Below are 17,438 nucleotides of genomic sequence, written 5' to 3'. Positions count from 1 at the left end.
ATGAAGAAAATTTTAGTATTAGGTGGAACGCGTTTTTTTGGACAGAAATTAGTGGAATTATTATTAGAGCAAAAGCATGAAGTAACGATTGTAACACGCGGGGTTTCTGAAAATCCGTTTGGTGATGCAGTGGAACATATTAAAGTCGACCGTAAAGATAAAGCTGCATTTGAGCAGGCTTTAGTAAGCCGCACTTTTGACATAGTTTACGATAATATTTGCTATTCACCGAATGAAGCGAAACAACTGTGCGACATTTTTAATGGTAAAATCGGTAAACTCGTTTTCACCTCTACATTAGCTACATATGAGGCAGATGGCAAACCTCATGAAGAGGTGGATTTTGATCCAACTTCATATGAAATCGTTATGGGTGAAACACATGAATTTTCATACGGTGAAGGTAAGCGTTTAGCGGAAGCGGTTTTTTATAGATTTGCCGATTTCCCAGTAGTGGCTGTTCGTTTCCCTATTGTGATGGGGGCGGATGATTATACGCGCCGATTGCATTTCCATATTGAACGCATCGTAAATAATGAGCCGATAGGATTTAGCAATATGGATGCGGAAATGTCGTTCATTCAAGCAACAGAAGCTGCAAGATTTTTAATGTGGGCCGGAATGGAAAATGTTGAAGGACCAATTAATGCTACGGCTAATGGTGTTATAGCATTAAAAGATTTGATTTCACTTATAGAAGAAAAAACGGGTGAACGCGCAAAGATAGCACTGCTCGGTACTGAAGAAATCCGTTCGCCATATGCAATCCCTGCTTCCTGGTATATGAAAAATGATAAATCACAGCAACTAGGATTTAAATTTAGTCATATTGATGATTGGTTGCCTCAGTTAGTCGAAGAAATTGCAAAATCTACACCAAAACAGTAATGATTGTATAGCAATACGACTATAGATTACAATAGATTGAGAATTAAACATAAGGTAGGAATGAACAGTGTATAAATTTATTGCAAATGTTGTATATGGTATTTTAGGAGTTAACGGGTCAAAGGCAAAGGTATATGGGAAAGAAAATATACCGAAAGAAGGAGGCTTTGTCATTGCTTGTACGCATAATGGCTATATCGACATTTTAAATTTGGGAATATCGATGTTGCCAAGAGAAGTACATTTTATGGCTAAAAAGCAATTGTTCGATGTTAAAGGCTTAGGTTGGCTTATTAAAAGGTTGAATGCATTTCCAGTTGATCGTGATAATCCAGGGCCTAGTGTGATTAAAATCCCTCGCCAACTTATTAAAGAGGGAAAGGTTGTAGGGATATTTCCTAGTGGGACAAGAAGCTCCGAAAACTCGGAATTAAAAGCCGGTGCTGTTACAATCGCCCAACTATCTAAGGCAGAAATTGTGCCCGCTGCCTATATCGGACCGAAAAATGCAAAGGGTGTATTCAAACGTCAAAAAGGCTATTTAATTTACGGCAAGCCATTTACAGTGGAAGCGGGAAAAGAAGGTCGTGAAAAATCGGTACAGTTTTTGGAACAAGAGCTCAACCGACTGACTGTCCACCTAAAAGATATGCATCCAGAAGTGAAGTAATATATAGAAGCTGCCTATATTTTTGTGGGTGGCTTCTTTATGAGGAGGAGTCAATATGAAACAAGTGTTATTCGTGTGCTTAGGAAATATTTGCCGTTCTCCCATGGCAGAGGCGGTCATGCGTGATTTGATAGAAAAGCGTGGTTTAACTGAGCAAATTAAAGTCGATTCAGCAGGGACGAGCAACTACCATATCGGTGAGCCTCCACATAAAGGGACAAAGGCGAAACTACAGGAGTTTGGTATTACTACAAGCGGTATGAAAGCTCGCCAATTACGAAGCGGTGATCTGGATAGCTTTGATTATATTGTTTGTATGGATGAAAGTAATGTAACTAATACAGTTGAAATGTTGCGTGCAGAAGAGGATGCGAAAATATTCCGCTTCCTTGATCTCACTAATCATAAGAAGGATGTACCTGACCCATGGTATACAGGTGACTTTCAGGAAACTTATGAGCTTTGCTTGGAAGGGTGCGAGGCGCTGCTGGACCGTATTTTGAAAGATATGAAATAATAAAGAGCGGGGTTGATGAAGAGATCAATCCCGCTGTTCATTTTAATAGGATAAGGAAACTTCGATGATTTTCCTTTTTTTCTCTTGTGACTGCTGCCACTTATAAAGTGTCGGTGATTCATAATTTTCTACGTCTGGCACTTCCGCTTGAATTGTCGTGTCATCTATCCATTCGTAATGAAAGATTGGATACCATGGATCAGTAAAATAATCTTGATTGGAGTTTGGTATAATAACTGCCATCTTATCAATATTAAGCACATGAAGCATACTTCGAGAAAAGGAAGAGTCTTCGTAATATTCATCATGGTTAATGGAAATAATGACATTTTCTAAATTTGGTGAACGCTTAAAGCTCTGCATTTCCCCCCATACTTTACTGCCGAATATAACTTCCTCATTAAGTCTTTTAACGAATGCCATTTCACAATAATTTTCGAGACAATGGTATTTAAAAACGCCAATTTCAGCTTCGTTATATTTAAATAGCGATTCATACGTCAATTCAAAGTTACCAGCCGCATACTTGTATAATAAAAGTTGATCTAAAAATGTTAACTGGTAAAACGGAATTTCTTCCACTGTATTCGTTGAAAGGTTTCTAAACGAAATAACTTTCTCTTTGTTTAGTGTTGGTAATTCATTGATCGATCCTAATAATGATAATATTTCTTCACCATCCTTAGCATCCTTTGGAAGAGTTTTCATAGCAACAAGTCCGTCGCCATCATCATAATAAAAGTGGTTTTTCCATCCTTCACTCTCCTCAGTAATTTGTATTAAGTTATCATATTCCTTGTAAGGTGTTATCAGTTTTACTGGGTACGACATGGTTTTCCCTTCAAATGTAAAACCATCCGTTATAGGTAATTTAATAATAGTTTGTAAAGGTGCTAAATCGTTTAGTTGTGCTAACGTAAACGATTTTTTTTCAAATTCCATCATTTCCTGATACACAAGTTCAATTGCATCTGTTTTTATACGGTAAATTTTTTGCATCACTGCGCCAGTATTATCTTCCAATATTTCTACATAGTCATCAAACAGCCATGTTGTTGTTTCTGTAAATCCTGCATATTCATTTCCCATACCAAGAAAATAAGCAACATCGCCATCCTTTTTAAAGTAATTTTGTAATGGTAAATCTATATTTTCCTTTGTTTCTTCATCTACAGGTGGAGTTGGGGTTGTTTGGCTTGAGTCATTTGATGACCACGGATTCACTACAAGAAATGTAAAAGTAATTACTGCTAAAAAGGTTGTAAACGTTGCGTAGTATAATCGGTTGGATTTTTTTGTAGGCTGCTTTTGCCGCTTTTGCTCGTTTACTTTTGCTATTACTTGTTCCGCTCTTTTAGAAGTAGCACCCATTTTTTTATTAAGCTGACGTTTTATCTCATTCATTGGCAAGCACCTCCCATTCATCTGCAGAAAGATTTTCCTTTAATAATTGTCTTGCTCTTCGCATCCTCGTTTTTACGGTGTTATCAGATATTCTTAACAAGTTTGCAACTTCCAGAACAGAGAGTTCCTCATAGTAGTAATAAATAATGACTTCCCTTAAAGGTATAGGTAAGTTTAAAATTGCTTCGGCAATATCGAGTCGTTCTGCTTGTTGAAGCATCTTTTGTGGATCTGTTTTTGTTTGAAAAAAGGTGTTTGTTAATTGCTGTTTTCGGTATGACCAGCTTTTTAAATAATCTTTGCATTTATTGATAACAATGCGTACGAGGTAAGTTTTTAATGATGCACGTTCTTCAAACTGCTCGAACTTGACGTAATACGATAAAAAGGAGTCTTGCACAATATCTTCTGCTACTTGCCAGTCCTTCACATATAAGTAGGCAATGCGGAGCAGATAATCGCTATACGTTTCCATTACTTGCTGAAATGCTTGTTCATCGGAAAGCATCATATAAAAAGCGCTCCTTTCTATTGATTTATCCATTAGACGAAACAAATACAGTTCTCGTTTTAGCAAATGGTAATTTTAATGTATTTCAATTTATCCAGTACGTTATAGGAAACGCTATTTAGGGTAATTATAGGGCAAAGTATATCGTGAATCACTTATTGTATTTATGTTACGTTTTGCGTCAGTGCTCAACTGAATCCGGACAAACGGTTACGCATAAATGATTTTGGAGGTAAAATAAATGGATGTTAAAGGCAGACGAAAGAGTAGTAATGTGGAAGATCGGCGGGGAATGAGTGCTGGGAAAATTGGAGGTGGCCTAGGCGGTGTTGGAATTATAATAGCTATTATCTTTACATTATTAAATGGTGGAGATGCTAGGGATGTTATATCTGAAGTCGCAAAAGGTATTACACAAAACGGTGTTGCGACGGAAAATTACGAGCCGACTGCAGAGGAAGAGGAATTAGCTGAATTTGTTTCGGTTGTACTTGCCGACACGGAGGATGTATGGCAAAAATTATTTGCAGATAATGGGCTAACTTATCAAAATCCAACACTTGTGTTATTTACTGATAGTGTAAGCTCAGGCTGCGGATTACAGAGTGCCGCGGTAGGGCCGTTTTATTGTCCGGCTGATTATAAGCTATATATAGATTTAAGCTTTTATAAAGAATTAAAAAATCGCTTTGATGCACCAGGAGATTTTGCGATGGCATATGTTGTGGCGCATGAAGTAGGACATCATGTACAAACATTGCTAGGAACTTCTCAAGAAGTGCATGCTTTAAGCGGTAAAGTATCACAGGCTCAGTACAATGAAGCAGTTAAACGCCTAGAATTACAGGCGGATTATTATTCAGGTGTATGGGCACATCACATACAAAACAAAGGCTATCTGGAAGAAGGCGACTTTGAAGAAGCATTAACTGCAGCAAATGCCATTGGTGACGATACATTACAAATGGAAGCGCAAGGTTATGTCGTACCGGAAAGCTTTACTCATGGTACAAGCGAACAACGGATGCGCTGGTTTAATAAAGGCTATGATGCCGGGACACTTCAAGGTGGCGATACATTTAGCTTAGAGGCTTCACAGTTATAATGAAACCTGTAGCATATGAAAAATTGCTACAGGTTTTACATTTTTTTGAGAAGGCAATTTAATTTTTTTTGGACTTTATGTATAATGAGTAAGTTAAATAATATTTTTTCGTTTCTTAATAACGTGATGAATAGATAATCGAAAGAGAGTGGATATAATGGGTCGTAAATGGAATAACATTAAAGATAAAAAAGCTGGTAAAGATGCAGCTAACAGCCGTATTTATGCAAAGTTTGGTCGTGAAATTTATGTGGCGGCTAAATCTGGGGAACCAAACCCGGAATCTAACCGTGCACTGAAAACAGTTTTAGAACGCGCGAAAACTTACTCTGTACCAAAGCATATTATTGAAAAAGCAATTGACAAAGCAAAAGGTGGCGGCGATGAGCAATTCGATGAGTTACGCTATGAAGGTTTCGGTGTAGCAGGTACAATGGTTATCGTTGATGCATTAACAAACAACGTAAACCGTACAGCTTCAGAAGTACGTGCAGCATTCGGTAAAAATGGCGGAAACATGGGTGTATCAGGCTCTGCGGCACATATGTTCCAAAATACAGCTGTATTCGGTATTGAAGGTAAATCAGAAGATGAAATACTGGAAATCTTAATGGAAGCTGACTTGGATATGCGTGATATTATGGAAGAAGAAGGAACAATTATCGTTTACGTTGAGCCGGAACAATTCCATGCAACTCAAGAAGCGTTTAAAGCAGCTGGCATTGAAGATTTTACTGTAGCAGAGTTAACGATGCTACCAATGACTGAAGTAGCTTTAGATGGTGATGATCTAGCGAAATTCGAAAAGATGATTGATGCACTGGAAGATTTAGAAGACGTGCAACGTGTATATCACAATGCTGATTTAGGTGAATAATAGTTGGGCTGCCGGGTAAGTTTAACCGGGCAGCTCTTTTTTTATATGTGAAGGTATTCGAATAAACTTCAATAAAAAAGACACAACTTTTTGTTATTTTATAGCACACTTAGTTTTTTTATAGTTTTAAATAAAAGAGTAAGTTATACTATTCCAGACTTTGAGGGATTTAATACATAATATTATACGTAAAGCAGATAAAAGTATCATAATAATAGTAATTATTTGCGGGGGGATTAAATGAAAGTTTTAAGTTCAATCAGGGGGAAGTTATTAGTTTTTTCATTTTTATTATTCTTTATTCCAAGTGTGATAATAGGTACTGCGAGCTATTTCCAGGCAAAGAGTGGTATGGATCAGCTTGGCGAAACAATCATAAAAAATAGTGTAGAAACTTCATTACAGTTAATCGCTACGACGAATGAGCGAGTGAAAGCTGGAGAAATTTCAATTGAACAAGCGCAGGAGGAAGTATTAACCGTATTAATCGGCCCAAAGGATAGTGAAGGTAAGCGTCCATTATCGAATCCAAGTGATTTAGGGGAAAATGGCTATATTTATATTTTAGGCCATGACGGGACATTACTTGGTCACCCGACCCGTGAAGGGGATAATTTATGGGAGAATAAAGATGGCTCGGGTAAATATTATATACAAGAGGTAAAGGCACAGGCAGAAGCGGGAGGGGGCTTCACATATTATGATTTCCCACTACCAGGGACAGACATAGAAGCACCTAAACTTATTTATTCAGTTGTAGACCCGAATTGGAATTGGATTGTAACATCAGGAAGTTATTTAAAGGATTTTAATGCACCAATTCTGTCACTTTTATGGGTTATCATCGGAACGCTTATCGGCTCCACAATATTGGCAACAATCGTATCTATATTATTTTCACGCCATTTGGCCCAACCTTTACATCGCTTAGCAAAGCAAGTACATCAAGTGGCACAAGGGGATTTAACAGTAGAAGTATTACAAATGGAACGTAAAGATGAAATTGGTACATTAAATACAGGCTTTAATGAAATGTGTGTCCAGTTAAAGAACTTAGTAAGCGAAATTCAGGAAACAATTGTAGAGATTCAAGATACATCTGAAAATTTAACTGCAGTTACTGAAGAAACGAATGCACATAGTGATGAAATTATAAAAGCAGTGAGTGCAGTTGCTGAAGGGGCATCGCAACAGGCCATGGATACCGATGCGACAAACCGTACAATTGTCCAGTTTGCAGGGGAGGTAGAGCATTTACATGAAAAGAATAATTTTATGCTTCAATCTTCAGTCCAAATGCAAAGCTCAAATGAGCAGGGATTACGAAATTTAGTTCATTTAAAAGCGCATTCAAATGAATCTATTGAGCTGATAGAACAAATGCAGACAGTATTTGAATCATTAACAAATAAAGTAAGAGAAATTGAAGGTATCGTTGGTTCAATCAATGAAATTTCAGACCAGACGAATTTACTTGCCCTTAATGCATCGATAGAAGCAGCTCGAGCAGGTGAGCATGGAAAAGGATTTGCAGTGGTGGCGGAAGAAGTAAGAAAGTTAGCTGACCAAACGACGAATGCTACAGATTTGGTGAAAACTACTTTGCGAGGAATTGAAAATGAAACAAGTTTAGTAACGACAGAAATGAGCAAAACATATAAAATTATTCACGAGCAAAATGCATCAGTAAGCAATACGGAACATTCGTTTAAAGAAATAGAGCAAGCGGTACAGCAAATAAGCCAATCCATAGAGGAAGTATCAGCAAGTATTTCGGAATTAAATACAACAAAAATAGTCATTATTGATGCTGTCGAAAGTATCTCCCATGTAAGTGAAAGGAATGCTGCAATGGCGGAAGAGATGACAGCTTCTGTTGAAGAGCAGCAAAGCGCCATGTCTGTTGTAACTACTTCAGCAAGCAATTTAACGGACGAGATTACGGGTCTTCAAGAATCAATTAGTCGTTTTCGAATATAAAGGGTTACAAGGATAAACGGTGGCGACAATTCTCCACTGTTTATTTTTGATTATTTATAAGAAAAGGATAAATATTCTGATAATAATTGCAATTTTTTACATTATAATAAATAATAAAGAGTGTATTTTGAATTACTAGATGGGGTGAATGAGTTTGGTAACATTTAAAGAATTTGAATATAAACGTCCAGATTTAGAACAGATGAAAGAACAAACAGCAGCATTATTAGAAGAGTTTAAAACTGCCGCTACTGTAGATGAGCAAAGCGCGGTTATCGAAAAATTAAACGCCATTCGTAACACATTTTCTACAATGGCCAATATCGTTTATGTGCGTGCATCAATTGATACGAATGATGACTATTATCAAAAAGAGCGTGATTTTATTGATGAAGTAAGCCCACTGGCAGATGAGCTTGTTTTTAATTACTATACAGAACTGGTGAAATCGCCATTCCGAGCTCAGTTAGAAGAGAAGTGGGGTACGCAGCTCTTTGCTTTAGCGGAAAACTTATTAAAAGGTTTCTCGCCTGCAGTAATCGAGCTTATGCAAAAGGAAAATAAATTAACATCTGAATACAGCAAGCTAGTTGCTTCTGCTCAAATTGAATTTGATGGTAAAACATTGACATTGGCACAAATGGGGCCATACGCAGAATCTACAGATCGTGAAGTTCGTAAAGCAGCACGTAAAGCGACGGCAGACTTTTTTGCTTCAAATAAAGAGAAATTCGATCAAATTTATGATGATTTAGTGAAGCTGCGACATGAAATCGCGACACAATTAGGCTTCAAAAACTATGTGGAACTAGGCTATGTCAACATGAACCGTATTGACTACAATGCAGAGATGGTCGCAAAATTCCGTGAGCAAGTACGTGAATATATCGTTCCTCTTGCATCAAAACTATATGAGCGCCAAGCGGAACGAATTGGTGTAGAAGACTTCAAGTTCTATGATGAGGGCTTAACGTTCTTAACAGGAAATGCTGTACCTCAAGGGGACCCACAATGGATTATTGATAATGGTAAGAAAATGTACGAAGAATTATCAAATGAAACAGGCGAGTTCTTCAACTATATGATCGAGCATGATTTAATGGATTTAGTTGCGAAGAAAGGTAAGGAGAGCGGTGGGTATTGTACGTTTATCGAAGATTATGAATCTCCGTACATCTTCTCAAACTTTAATGGCACATCCGGAGATATCGATGTACTGACACATGAGGCTGGCCATGCATTCCAAGTATATTCAAGCCGAAATATTGGGATTCCTGAATACTTATGGCCGACATATGAGTCAGCTGAGATTCATTCAATGAGTATGGAATTCTTTACTTGGCCATGGATGGAGCTATTCTTCAAGCATCAGACAGATAAGTATAAATTCTCTCATTTGAGCAGCGGGCTACTATTCTTACCATATGGTGTAGCAGTAGATGAATTCCAGCATGTCGTGTATGAAAATCCACAAATGACACCAGCTGAACGCAATGCTGCATGGAAAGAAATTGAGGCGAAATATTTACCACATCGTGATTATGATGGACATGATTATTTAGAATCAGGTGCTTTTTGGCAACGACAAGGGCATATTTATTCAAGCCCATTCTATTATATCGACTATACGTTAGCGCAAATTTGTGCATTCCAATTTTGGAAACGTTCACGAGAAGATTTTGAAGGAGCTTGGAAGGACTATCTTCACCTATGTAGTCTTGGCGGTTCATTTGCATTCACAAAACTTGTTGAAGAAGCCGGCTTAGTTTCTCCATTTGAGGATGGCTGTGTAGAGTCAGTTATTGGCACAATTGAGGACTATTTAAATTCAATCGACGATAAAAAACTATAGTAGATAAAAAGGATTGTTTTGCAAATACTCAGTTGCAAAACAATGCCTTTTTATTTTGTATTTTATGAAGCTTTATGGCATGCTAAAACGTACATAATCTATAGTGATTAATAAAAGAAAAAGATAGTTGAGAAAGAGAGTGAGCCGATGACAAGGAAGCTGTGGTTTCAAGTTGGGGTAGGGATTTTAATTACTTTACTGATTATTAAATATTTTATTGAAATTCATGCGATATTTAATCCAATTATCATTATTTTTACGACAATTCTTGTACCGCTACTACTCGGCGGAGTGCTCTATTATATTTCAGAGCCGTTGCAGCGTATATTGGAAAAACGCGGAATGCCGAGATGGGGAAGTTTAATTACAATTGTTCTTATAATTGCCGGTTTATTCGCAAGCTTTTTGATTTTAGTTGGATCTCCAGTAGCAACCCAAGTAAACAGACTTGTTGAAAATGCACCGACAATCGCGAAAGATATTGAAGAAGCAGCTGATTTTATTTTAGATAATAAGGAAAATATTCCGATGTTACCTCCTCAGGTAGAAGAGTTTATCGGGTCGGTAACCAATTCCATTCAAGACATTGCTGTCGCAAGTAGTAAATATCTTATGTCCTTCTTAAGTGGAGCGGTAACGGTGACATTAACTTTAGTATTAGCGCCGTTTTTCTTTATTTTCATGTTGAAAGACCATGAAAAGTTTGCTCCCCAAATTTATGGTATATTTTCCGGGGAACGTCGCACATGGGTGAAGAAAACTTTAGAAGACATTGATAATGTATTAAGAAGCTATGTACAAGGACAAGTATTGGTCAGCTTTTTACTCGCAATCATGATGTACATTGGCTACTTGATCATTAAATTGGAGTATTCGTTATTACTTGCTTTATTTGCATTTTTCATGAATATGATTCCATTTATCGGTCCATGGCTTTCGCTTTTACCGGCTGTGATTGTGGCAATGATTTATGATCCGTTTGACGTTATTTGGGTTGCTGTTATCACACTTGTGGCTCAGCAAGTAGAAAGTAACTTAATTACACCAAATGTAATGGGCAGATCTTTGGATATTCATCCACTGACAGTTATTTCGATTGTATTGGCAGCAGGAAATATTGCCGGATTTATCGGAATTTTAATCGCCATTCCTACGTACTGCGTCATTAAAGTAATCGTTCAGAATATTTATGGAGAACGTAAACAAATTAAAGAGACAGCCAATAAGACGGTATAGCTATATTTAATAGTGTTAATATTGCGGAGCATATATGATAAGTATATGCTTCGCTTTTTAATTTTCACTGAACACGGTATACTAAATAATTGAAAAGACATTTAAAAGGAGCATACAATGCTAACATTTGAACAAAAACAAGAAATTATCGAATCATTTCCTCAGTTGACTAAAAAGGAAATTTCATTAAAACGTGTGAATTATCACTTTGAAGGAAGCCTTTACGAAAAAACAATTGTTGTAGAAAAGTTGCACCCTAACGGCAATGGTTTTGTTTTCGTAGGAGACTTATTAAAATATGAAAAAGAAGCAGGCGACAATGGACTTGTGAACATTCGTGATTATGACGAAGAAGCGTTACGTGAAATTGTACGTGATGCCATCGACTATTTATCGGAAGAAGAAGTAGAGGACTTGCCTATTATCGAGACATGGGTATCTCGTGAAGGTACGAAGCTGAATCTCGAATTTAACGATCGTTCTTGGAATATTTATCATCAAGGAAATTTAGAGGAAACATTCGGTACGCGTGAAGACGCTGTCGCTTATTTACGTGAAGATGGTTTCCGACTTTCAAAATAGATAAGTGGGGGATATGAAGGATGGGGCAGGAGCAGCAATCAAAAGAGATGTCGGGGAATAAAATGGTAAAAATTATCATAGCTATAATTTTAGTCGCTTCTATTATTATCGTTGTTGCAATTCAAGCATTTTATATGCTGTGGGAGCCTAAAGAGCCGAAGCAAATTGAACAGCAAAAAGATGAGCAGCCAAGCTATTCGAAATCGGCACATCATTATTATGAAGAGCTACTTTATTTAGGTTAATATAATGAGCTAATCCCTCTTGTTGTGTCTACGGCGAGAGGGAATTTTAACAATAGTATATAGGTTATTTTCTAATAAATAAGGGACTGTTTTAATATATTTTTAAAACATCTAATAAAATTGTAATTTTCTAATAACCTAATGTGTTGTGCTAATAAGTGTTAGAGAAATGCTAAAATAGGTTATGGATGTTCTAAAATCATCTCAAGGTGTTCTAAATTCCATTCGATTTGTTCAAATAAATTTACATCTACCATTTACAGTGAATTTAAAATAGCCATCTATCCTCATAAATCAGGATAGATGGCTATTCTCATTTTCTCTTTATTTCGGTCTTGTGTCTTTTCTAAACGGCAGCCACCAGTTCCAATCGCCGAACAGCTTCATGAAACTAGGAACAAGCATGAGTCGGATAATTGTTGCATCAATGGCAATAGCTATTGCAATACCGACACCAATTTGCTTAACAGGCATTACATCAGTAAATGCAAATGCGCCAGTAATGACGATCATAATAAGTGCGGCTGAAGTAATGATTTTACTTGTTGAGACAAGTCCATCTATTGTTGCTTTTGTATTAGTTGAACCTTTTAAATATTCCTCTTGAATACGGGAAATTAAAAATACCTCGTAGTCCATACTTAATCCGAATACTAAACAGAATATAAGAACAGGAACTATCAACACAAGTGTTGTTGCCTCCAAACCGAAATGTCCATATTGGAATATGTAGACGAGAATCCCGAACGTTGCACCAAGCCCTAAAATGTTCATGATAATCGCCTTTAATGGAATTAAAATCGATCGGAATGCCACCATTAAAATAAAGAATGTTGAAACGATGATAATCGCAATTGCAATAAGTACCTTATTTGCTATTTCATCAAATATTTCCTGGTTGAACTTCGCTTGACCAGACAATGCGAAATCAACACCTAAATCTTTATCCATCCAGTCGCGTACAAAATCCTGTGCTTCTGAAGTTGCACCAGTTGTATTTAAATAGGCCACCATATACATTTTATCTTCTTTAATAAAGTTTTCGGCAACTTCATCGAGTACTCCCGGTGCTTGTGGGTTACTATTTGCCATTTCCCACATTTCAGCAGATTCAATATTTGCCACCGTAAACATAGAAGTTACTCGGTCTACCATTGGATCATCTAATAGCTGTTGTTGAATATCAAATATTTTTTCGCGTCCATCTGTCGTATCCCAGTCATCATAGTTTTCAGCAAGTAAGAAGACAGGTGTATTTTCAGCTATGCCAAATTCTTCATCCAGTTTATCGAAAGTTTGGCGAGATTCATAAGAAGTCGGTAATGACTCCGTTGAAGGAATCGTTAACTCAATATCTTTAATCGGTACCATTGCAATGATTAGAAGGATAACGGCAACGAAAATAATCGTGACGGGACGCTTCATAACGAAAGCGGCAAACTTTTGCCAACGAGAGGCAGTCGGCTTGATACGGAAAATACGTCCTTTATTTAAACGGTCTCCGAGCAGAATAAGAGTTGCAGGTAAAAGAGTTAGCCCTGTTAATACTGCCAATAGCACAACAATTGTTCCGCCCAAAGCGATATTCATGAAAATCTCAACATCAATGACAACCATTGCACCGAGCCCAATCATTACACAAAGTGCGGAAAATATAATCGAGCGCCCTGCTGTTTGAATAGCGGTTTGTACAGAGTGTTCAATTGACTGTGTATTGCGCTCTTCACGATAACGATTGATTAATAATAAAGCGAAATCGATACTTAACGCCAAACCGAGCATTGGCACAATATTTAACACGAAAATGGATAGGTTAACTGAATCCCCTAAAAGTGTTAAAATACCGAGTGTCATTACAACCGTTGCACCACCAACAAAAATTGGCAGTAATGAGGCAACAATAGTACCGAATGCAAGGAGTAGGACAATCAATGCAATAGGTAAACCAATTGTCTCTGCTTTAATTAAATCATTTTGGCTAGCTAGATTAATATCTTTTGAAATAACAGGTTCGCCCGTAATGGAAATGCCATTATTTTCACCGAGCTTTTCTCTCAGTTCATCAATAATGGGGAAGTAATCAACGACTGTGTTATCAAATTCCAAAAGACCGTAAGCATACTCATTGTTATTTAATTCTTCCACACCTACTGGAGAGGTAATAGTTTGTATTTCCTCGATCGCTTCTAAACTTTCAAGTGCTGTATTGATTTCTTCGTCGGTTTTATCATCAAACAATATGAAAATCGTTTTTGCAGGTAGGTTGAAAGTTTCGGAAAGCTCATCTGTTACATAAGAATGATCCCCATCATAAAAAAATCCATCCCCTTGCAGTTTAGCGGGAAGTTGTAGTGCCAAATAGGCAAGAATGACTAAAAGCGTACACCATATAATAACTATGGGCTTTGCGAACCTTGTGACAAATGCTGCGAACTGTTTCATCTAATACCGCCTTTCTTTCTCAGTAATTACAGTGTAATAGATTCCTGGGAAAAAAGAAAAGAGGGAGGTTTGCCCGAATGAAATTTCGGAACATACCTACCCTCCAACTAAAAGAATATGTTTAATATTGTGTAAATAACTGCTGCCATGACAGCAGAGATAGGCATTGTAATAATCCAAGTAGTGACTATTTTACGAGCCATTCCCCAGTTTACGCCTTTAACATTTTGAGCTGCACCAACACCCATGATCGCAGATGAAATAACATGTGTTGTAGATACTGGTAAATGGATTAGTGTTGCCCCAAAAATAATCGATGCAGAAGAAATATCGGCTGCTGCACCATTTACAGGGCGGATTTTCATGATTTTCCCGCCAACTGTTTTAATAATTTTATAACCACCAATTGATGTACCGAGACCCATTGCTAAAGCACAGGCGAAACGTACCCAGCTTTGTACATCATCAGTCGTTTGCCAATTGGCTGCAATAAGTGCCATTGTAATAATACCCATTGCTTTTTGCGCATCGTTTGTACCGTGTGTAAATGACTGGATCGCAGCCGTAAAAATTTGCATAATACGGAAGCCCTTATTTGTTTTATAAAGATTCATATCTTTAAAAAGGAACTTCATAAGTGTCATCATAATATATCCGACAGTAATAGCAATAATTGGTGAAGCTAATAAAGCGATAAGAATTTTAGAAAAGCCACCATAATTTAAAACACCAATTCCTGATGCTGCAATGGCTGCACCGGCAATTGAACCAATCAATGTATGTGAAGAACTTGATGGAATTCCAAAATACCAAGTGACTAAGTTCCAAGTAATTGCAGATAATAATGCTGCTAGTATAACAACAGAACCAATTAATGGTGCATCCGGAGTTGATAATGCAAATGGATCAACAATATCTGATGCAATCGCTTTAGCTACGCCTACAAATGTAATGGCACCTAAAAAGTTCATGATTGCTGCCATGATTACCGCTACTCGAGGTGGTAGGGCACGTGTAGAAACAGATGTTGCAATAGCATTTGCAGTATCATGAAAACCATTAATGAAGTCAAATGCAAGTGCAAAAAAGACTACTAAGACGGTAATGATAAGTAGTGTGTTCATAAAAGGACTCCCTAAATTTTACGCGTTACGCATAATGATTGTTTCAATTGTGTTTGCCACTGTTTGACAGTAATCAGCAATTTCTTCTAACTGCTCATAGATGTCTTTGAATTTAATTAAACGAATTGGATCTTTTTCATTTAAAAATAGTTTTTTGATAGAAGAACGTAATACTTCATCGCATTCACGTTCATAATCTTTAATTAAAATCGCATGCTGACGCATACCAACAAGATCCTTTTTGTTTAATAGTTCCATTGCTTTTACAATTTCATCTGTAGATTTGGCAATGTAGGCTAGGAAATCACGCATCGATTCATCGATTTCTGTTAATGAAAACATTTCGAAGTGTGCAATCGTACCTTCTGCGCCATCTAACACATCATCCATACGAATGGCTAATGATAATATATCTTCACGCTCGATTGGCGTCATAAACGACTTATTCAGCATAACGATCAATTCATGGATCAATTTATCGCCCGCTGTTTCGTATTGTTTCATACGAATACTAATCTCTTTTAAATCTGCAACCGTTTCGATACGGAAATCATTTGCATAGTGAATGCCCTCACGCATATTTTCAGCAATTTTTAATAACGCCGAGAAAAACGGATCTTGCTTCTTTGAACTAAACATGGAATTGCCTCCTGAATTTATATAATAGAAATTATTTTAAAAATTAACCTCAATTATCATAACAAAAACTTAAAAAAATCTATACAAAATTTACGTTGTATGAGTTAATCTTTACAATTCTGTAACATAAGGAATAAGTGAATATTTGCTTATATTTAGTCAATAAAGAGAAAATTATTAGCAAATAGAGAATATAGTTATGTTATTTCAATAATATTTGTAGTTCGTTTTCTAAAAAGGGCTTTGCATTTAAAAAGCGCACAAATTCGTCATATTTTACTCGTTGTTCATTTGTTGGCTTTTTCCCGGTGAAATATGCACGGATTAGAATATTCTTTGGTGTATTTTCCATATCGATAAACTCTAATAGCTGTGTGTCATAGCCAACAAGTGATAGTAACTCAGCACGAATGGAGTCTGTTGCTAATGCAGCAAAGCGCTCTTTCACTAATCCATGTTGAGTCATGACTGATAGAGCTGGTGCTTGAAGTTGACGGTTAAGCTCATGCTGACAGCAAGGAACACTTAAAATTACTTTTGCTCCCCATTTCACTGCACGTGCCAATGCCATATCTGTCGCAACATCACATGCATGTAGCGTTACAACCATGTCGACCTGAGTTTCTTCATTAAAGTCATTTATATCTCCTACTAAAAACTGTAGATTTTCATACTTTAAATCTTGGGCAATCTGATTACATTCATCAATTACTTCTTTCTTTAGGTCTAGACCTGTGACGTGAATATCAAGTTCTTTTTCGACTTTTAAATAATAATACAGCGCAAATGTTAAATACGATTTACCAGAACCAAAATCTAAAATACGAATTGTTTTGTCTTTTGGTAAATGGGCTAAAGAATCATCAATAAACTCTACAAATCGATTGATTTGTTTAAACTTATCGTACTTTTGCTTTTTGATCTTCCCATCTTCCGCCTGCACACCTAAACGGACTAAAAACGGGTGTACTCTGGAGTCATCCAGTAAGTATTGTTTTTTACGATTATGTGATAAATCAACTTGTTTTGCCGTCGCATTTTGACTGGATTTCCAGAGTACTTTGTTCTTTTTGGAAAGCTGTACATGTATCGTCTGTTCCTGAAACTCAGCATGTACTTGCCTGAATTGTTCAAAAAGCATGTCGAGCTTAGCAGTCAAATCCTGTACCGTAATATTTTCGTGCTTTAAAATTCTTTCATATTGATATTCAAGCTGGATCATATATTCTTCGCGTATTTCGACTGGCTTTAGCTTAACGCGTTTTAAGTCATTTGATTTTTGCCGAGGTTGGCTAATTGTTGCTTGGATTAATGTTTTATTAGAAATTAGTGCGAGAAGCTGCACTTTCATTTGTTCAAATTCCAT

16 protein-coding genes are annotated in these 17,438 nt (G+C 36.8%); 10 read left to right on the top strand and 6 right to left on the bottom strand.

The genetic code is table 11. The annotated features are described in order from the left end of the window. From NYE67_RS19175 to NYE67_RS19165, 3 genes are all read left to right on the top strand, one after another. Positions 1 to 888, top strand: a complete 888-nt coding sequence (locus tag NYE67_RS19175; RefSeq protein ID WP_340726422.1) for an NAD-dependent epimerase/dehydratase family protein — start codon at positions 1 to 3, stop codon at positions 886 to 888. 67 nt (positions 889 to 955) lie between these two features. Next, entirely contained in the window at positions 956 to 1,558 is a 603-nt protein-coding gene (locus NYE67_RS19170) for a lysophospholipid acyltransferase family protein (RefSeq protein ID WP_340730803.1), read from the top strand. 55 nt (positions 1,559 to 1,613) lie between these two features. Further along, positions 1,614 to 2,075 carry a low molecular weight protein-tyrosine-phosphatase gene (locus tag NYE67_RS19165; protein WP_340730802.1) on the top strand — a complete coding sequence of 154 codons (462 nt, stop codon included), beginning with the start codon at positions 1,614 to 1,616 and terminating at the stop codon, positions 2,073 to 2,075. A gap of 42 nt (positions 2,076 to 2,117) precedes the next feature. On the opposite strand, the gene NYE67_RS19160 is transcribed toward NYE67_RS19165, so the two are convergent. Together NYE67_RS19160 and NYE67_RS19155 are read right to left on the bottom strand one after the other, a co-directional pair. Next, the gene (locus tag NYE67_RS19160) at positions 2,118 to 3,479 is read right to left on the bottom strand and encodes a hypothetical protein (RefSeq protein ID WP_340730801.1); all 1,362 of its coding nucleotides are present in this window, start codon (positions 3,477 to 3,479) and stop codon (positions 2,118 to 2,120) included. Continuing rightward, the gene (locus NYE67_RS19155) at positions 3,472 to 3,990 is read right to left on the bottom strand and encodes a sigma-70 family RNA polymerase sigma factor (protein WP_340730800.1); all 519 of its coding nucleotides are present in this window, start codon (positions 3,988 to 3,990) and stop codon (positions 3,472 to 3,474) included. The genes NYE67_RS19160 and NYE67_RS19155 overlap by 8 nt, the downstream gene beginning before the upstream one ends. Positions 3,991 to 4,231: 241 nt before the next feature. Between NYE67_RS19155 and ypfJ the strand changes: the two genes are divergently transcribed. From ypfJ to NYE67_RS19120, 7 genes are all read left to right on the top strand, one after another. Further along, on the top strand, positions 4,232 to 5,095 hold the full coding sequence (ypfJ, locus tag NYE67_RS19150) for a KPN_02809 family neutral zinc metallopeptidase (RefSeq protein WP_340730799.1): 864 nt from the start codon (positions 4,232 to 4,234) through the stop codon (positions 5,093 to 5,095). Between the two features lie 157 nt (positions 5,096 to 5,252). Beyond that, entirely contained in the window at positions 5,253 to 5,972 is a 720-nt protein-coding gene (locus tag NYE67_RS19145) for a YebC/PmpR family DNA-binding transcriptional regulator (protein WP_340730798.1), read from the top strand. Positions 5,973 to 6,212: 240 nt separating this feature from the next. Continuing rightward, a complete protein-coding gene (locus NYE67_RS19140) occupies positions 6,213 to 7,952 on the top strand; it encodes a methyl-accepting chemotaxis protein (protein WP_340730797.1) in 1,740 nt (579 codons plus the stop codon). A gap of 154 nt (positions 7,953 to 8,106) precedes the next feature. Continuing rightward, positions 8,107 to 9,804 carry a M3 family oligoendopeptidase gene (locus tag NYE67_RS19135; RefSeq protein ID WP_340727295.1) on the top strand — a complete coding sequence of 566 codons (1,698 nt, stop codon included), beginning with the start codon at positions 8,107 to 8,109 and terminating at the stop codon, positions 9,802 to 9,804. Between the two features lie 147 nt (positions 9,805 to 9,951). Then, positions 9,952 to 11,040, top strand: coding sequence for an AI-2E family transporter (locus tag NYE67_RS19130; protein WP_340726414.1), 1,089 nt, complete (start codon positions 9,952 to 9,954; stop codon positions 11,038 to 11,040). Between the two features lie 117 nt (positions 11,041 to 11,157). Beyond that, complete coding sequence (locus tag NYE67_RS19125; RefSeq protein WP_340726413.1) at positions 11,158 to 11,622, top strand: hypothetical protein; 465 nt, start codon at positions 11,158 to 11,160, stop codon at positions 11,620 to 11,622. 20 nt (positions 11,623 to 11,642) lie between these two features. Then, complete coding sequence (locus NYE67_RS19120; protein ID WP_340726412.1) at positions 11,643 to 11,867, top strand: hypothetical protein; 225 nt, start codon at positions 11,643 to 11,645, stop codon at positions 11,865 to 11,867. A gap of 324 nt (positions 11,868 to 12,191) precedes the next feature. Here NYE67_RS19120 and NYE67_RS19115 read toward each other — a convergent pair whose 3' ends face one another. The 4 genes from NYE67_RS19115 to NYE67_RS19100 form a co-directional block, all read right to left on the bottom strand. Beyond that, complete coding sequence (locus NYE67_RS19115) at positions 12,192 to 14,309, bottom strand: MMPL family transporter (protein ID WP_340730796.1); 2,118 nt, start codon at positions 14,307 to 14,309, stop codon at positions 12,192 to 12,194. A gap of 107 nt (positions 14,310 to 14,416) precedes the next feature. Next, a complete protein-coding gene (locus NYE67_RS19110; protein WP_340726410.1) occupies positions 14,417 to 15,433 on the bottom strand; it encodes an inorganic phosphate transporter in 1,017 nt (338 codons plus the stop codon). An 18-nt stretch (positions 15,434 to 15,451) separates the two neighbouring features. Continuing rightward, entirely contained in the window at positions 15,452 to 16,072 is a 621-nt protein-coding gene (locus tag NYE67_RS19105) for a DUF47 domain-containing protein (protein WP_008405849.1), read from the bottom strand. Between the two features lie 202 nt (positions 16,073 to 16,274). Further along, positions 16,275 to 17,438 carry a class I SAM-dependent methyltransferase gene (locus tag NYE67_RS19100; RefSeq protein ID WP_340726409.1) on the bottom strand — a complete coding sequence of 388 codons (1,164 nt, stop codon included), beginning with the start codon at positions 17,436 to 17,438 and terminating at the stop codon, positions 16,275 to 16,277.

The sequence above is a fragment of the Solibacillus sp. FSL W8-0474 genome, assembly GCF_038004065.1.
Taxonomy (GTDB): Bacteria; Bacillota; Bacilli; order Bacillales_A; family Planococcaceae; genus Solibacillus; species Solibacillus faecavium.
The sequence above is the reverse complement of the archived record's forward strand: the minus strand, read 5'-3'. Positions and strand labels throughout refer to the sequence as shown.

Coding starts and splice junctions, on each gene's coding strand:
- NYE67_RS19110 (WP_340726410.1), bottom strand. CDS start 15,433: ATGAACACACTACTTATCATTACCGTCTTAGTAGTCTTTTTTGCACTT.
- ypfJ (WP_340730799.1), top strand. CDS start 4,232: ATGGATGTTAAAGGCAGACGAAAGAGTAGTAATGTGGAAGATCGGCGG.
- NYE67_RS19145 (WP_340730798.1), top strand. CDS start 5,253: ATGGGTCGTAAATGGAATAACATTAAAGATAAAAAAGCTGGTAAAGAT.
- NYE67_RS19105 (WP_008405849.1), bottom strand. CDS start 16,072: ATGTTTAGTTCAAAGAAGCAAGATCCGTTTTTCTCGGCGTTATTAAAA.
- NYE67_RS19160 (WP_340730801.1), bottom strand. CDS start 3,479: ATGAATGAGATAAAACGTCAGCTTAATAAAAAAATGGGTGCTACTTCT.
- NYE67_RS19165 (WP_340730802.1), top strand. CDS start 1,614: ATGAAACAAGTGTTATTCGTGTGCTTAGGAAATATTTGCCGTTCTCCC.
- NYE67_RS19100 (WP_340726409.1), bottom strand. CDS start 17,438: ATGGAATTTGAACAAATGAAAGTGCAGCTTCTCGCACTAATTTCTAAT.
- NYE67_RS19130 (WP_340726414.1), top strand. CDS start 9,952: ATGACAAGGAAGCTGTGGTTTCAAGTTGGGGTAGGGATTTTAATTACT.
- NYE67_RS19175 (WP_340726422.1), top strand. CDS start 1: ATGAAGAAAATTTTAGTATTAGGTGGAACGCGTTTTTTTGGACAGAAA.
- NYE67_RS19125 (WP_340726413.1), top strand. CDS start 11,158: ATGCTAACATTTGAACAAAAACAAGAAATTATCGAATCATTTCCTCAG.
- NYE67_RS19155 (WP_340730800.1), bottom strand. CDS start 3,990: ATGATGCTTTCCGATGAACAAGCATTTCAGCAAGTAATGGAAACGTAT.
- NYE67_RS19120 (WP_340726412.1), top strand. CDS start 11,643: ATGGGGCAGGAGCAGCAATCAAAAGAGATGTCGGGGAATAAAATGGTA.
- NYE67_RS19140 (WP_340730797.1), top strand. CDS start 6,213: ATGAAAGTTTTAAGTTCAATCAGGGGGAAGTTATTAGTTTTTTCATTT.
- NYE67_RS19115 (WP_340730796.1), bottom strand. CDS start 14,309: ATGAAACAGTTCGCAGCATTTGTCACAAGGTTCGCAAAGCCCATAGTT.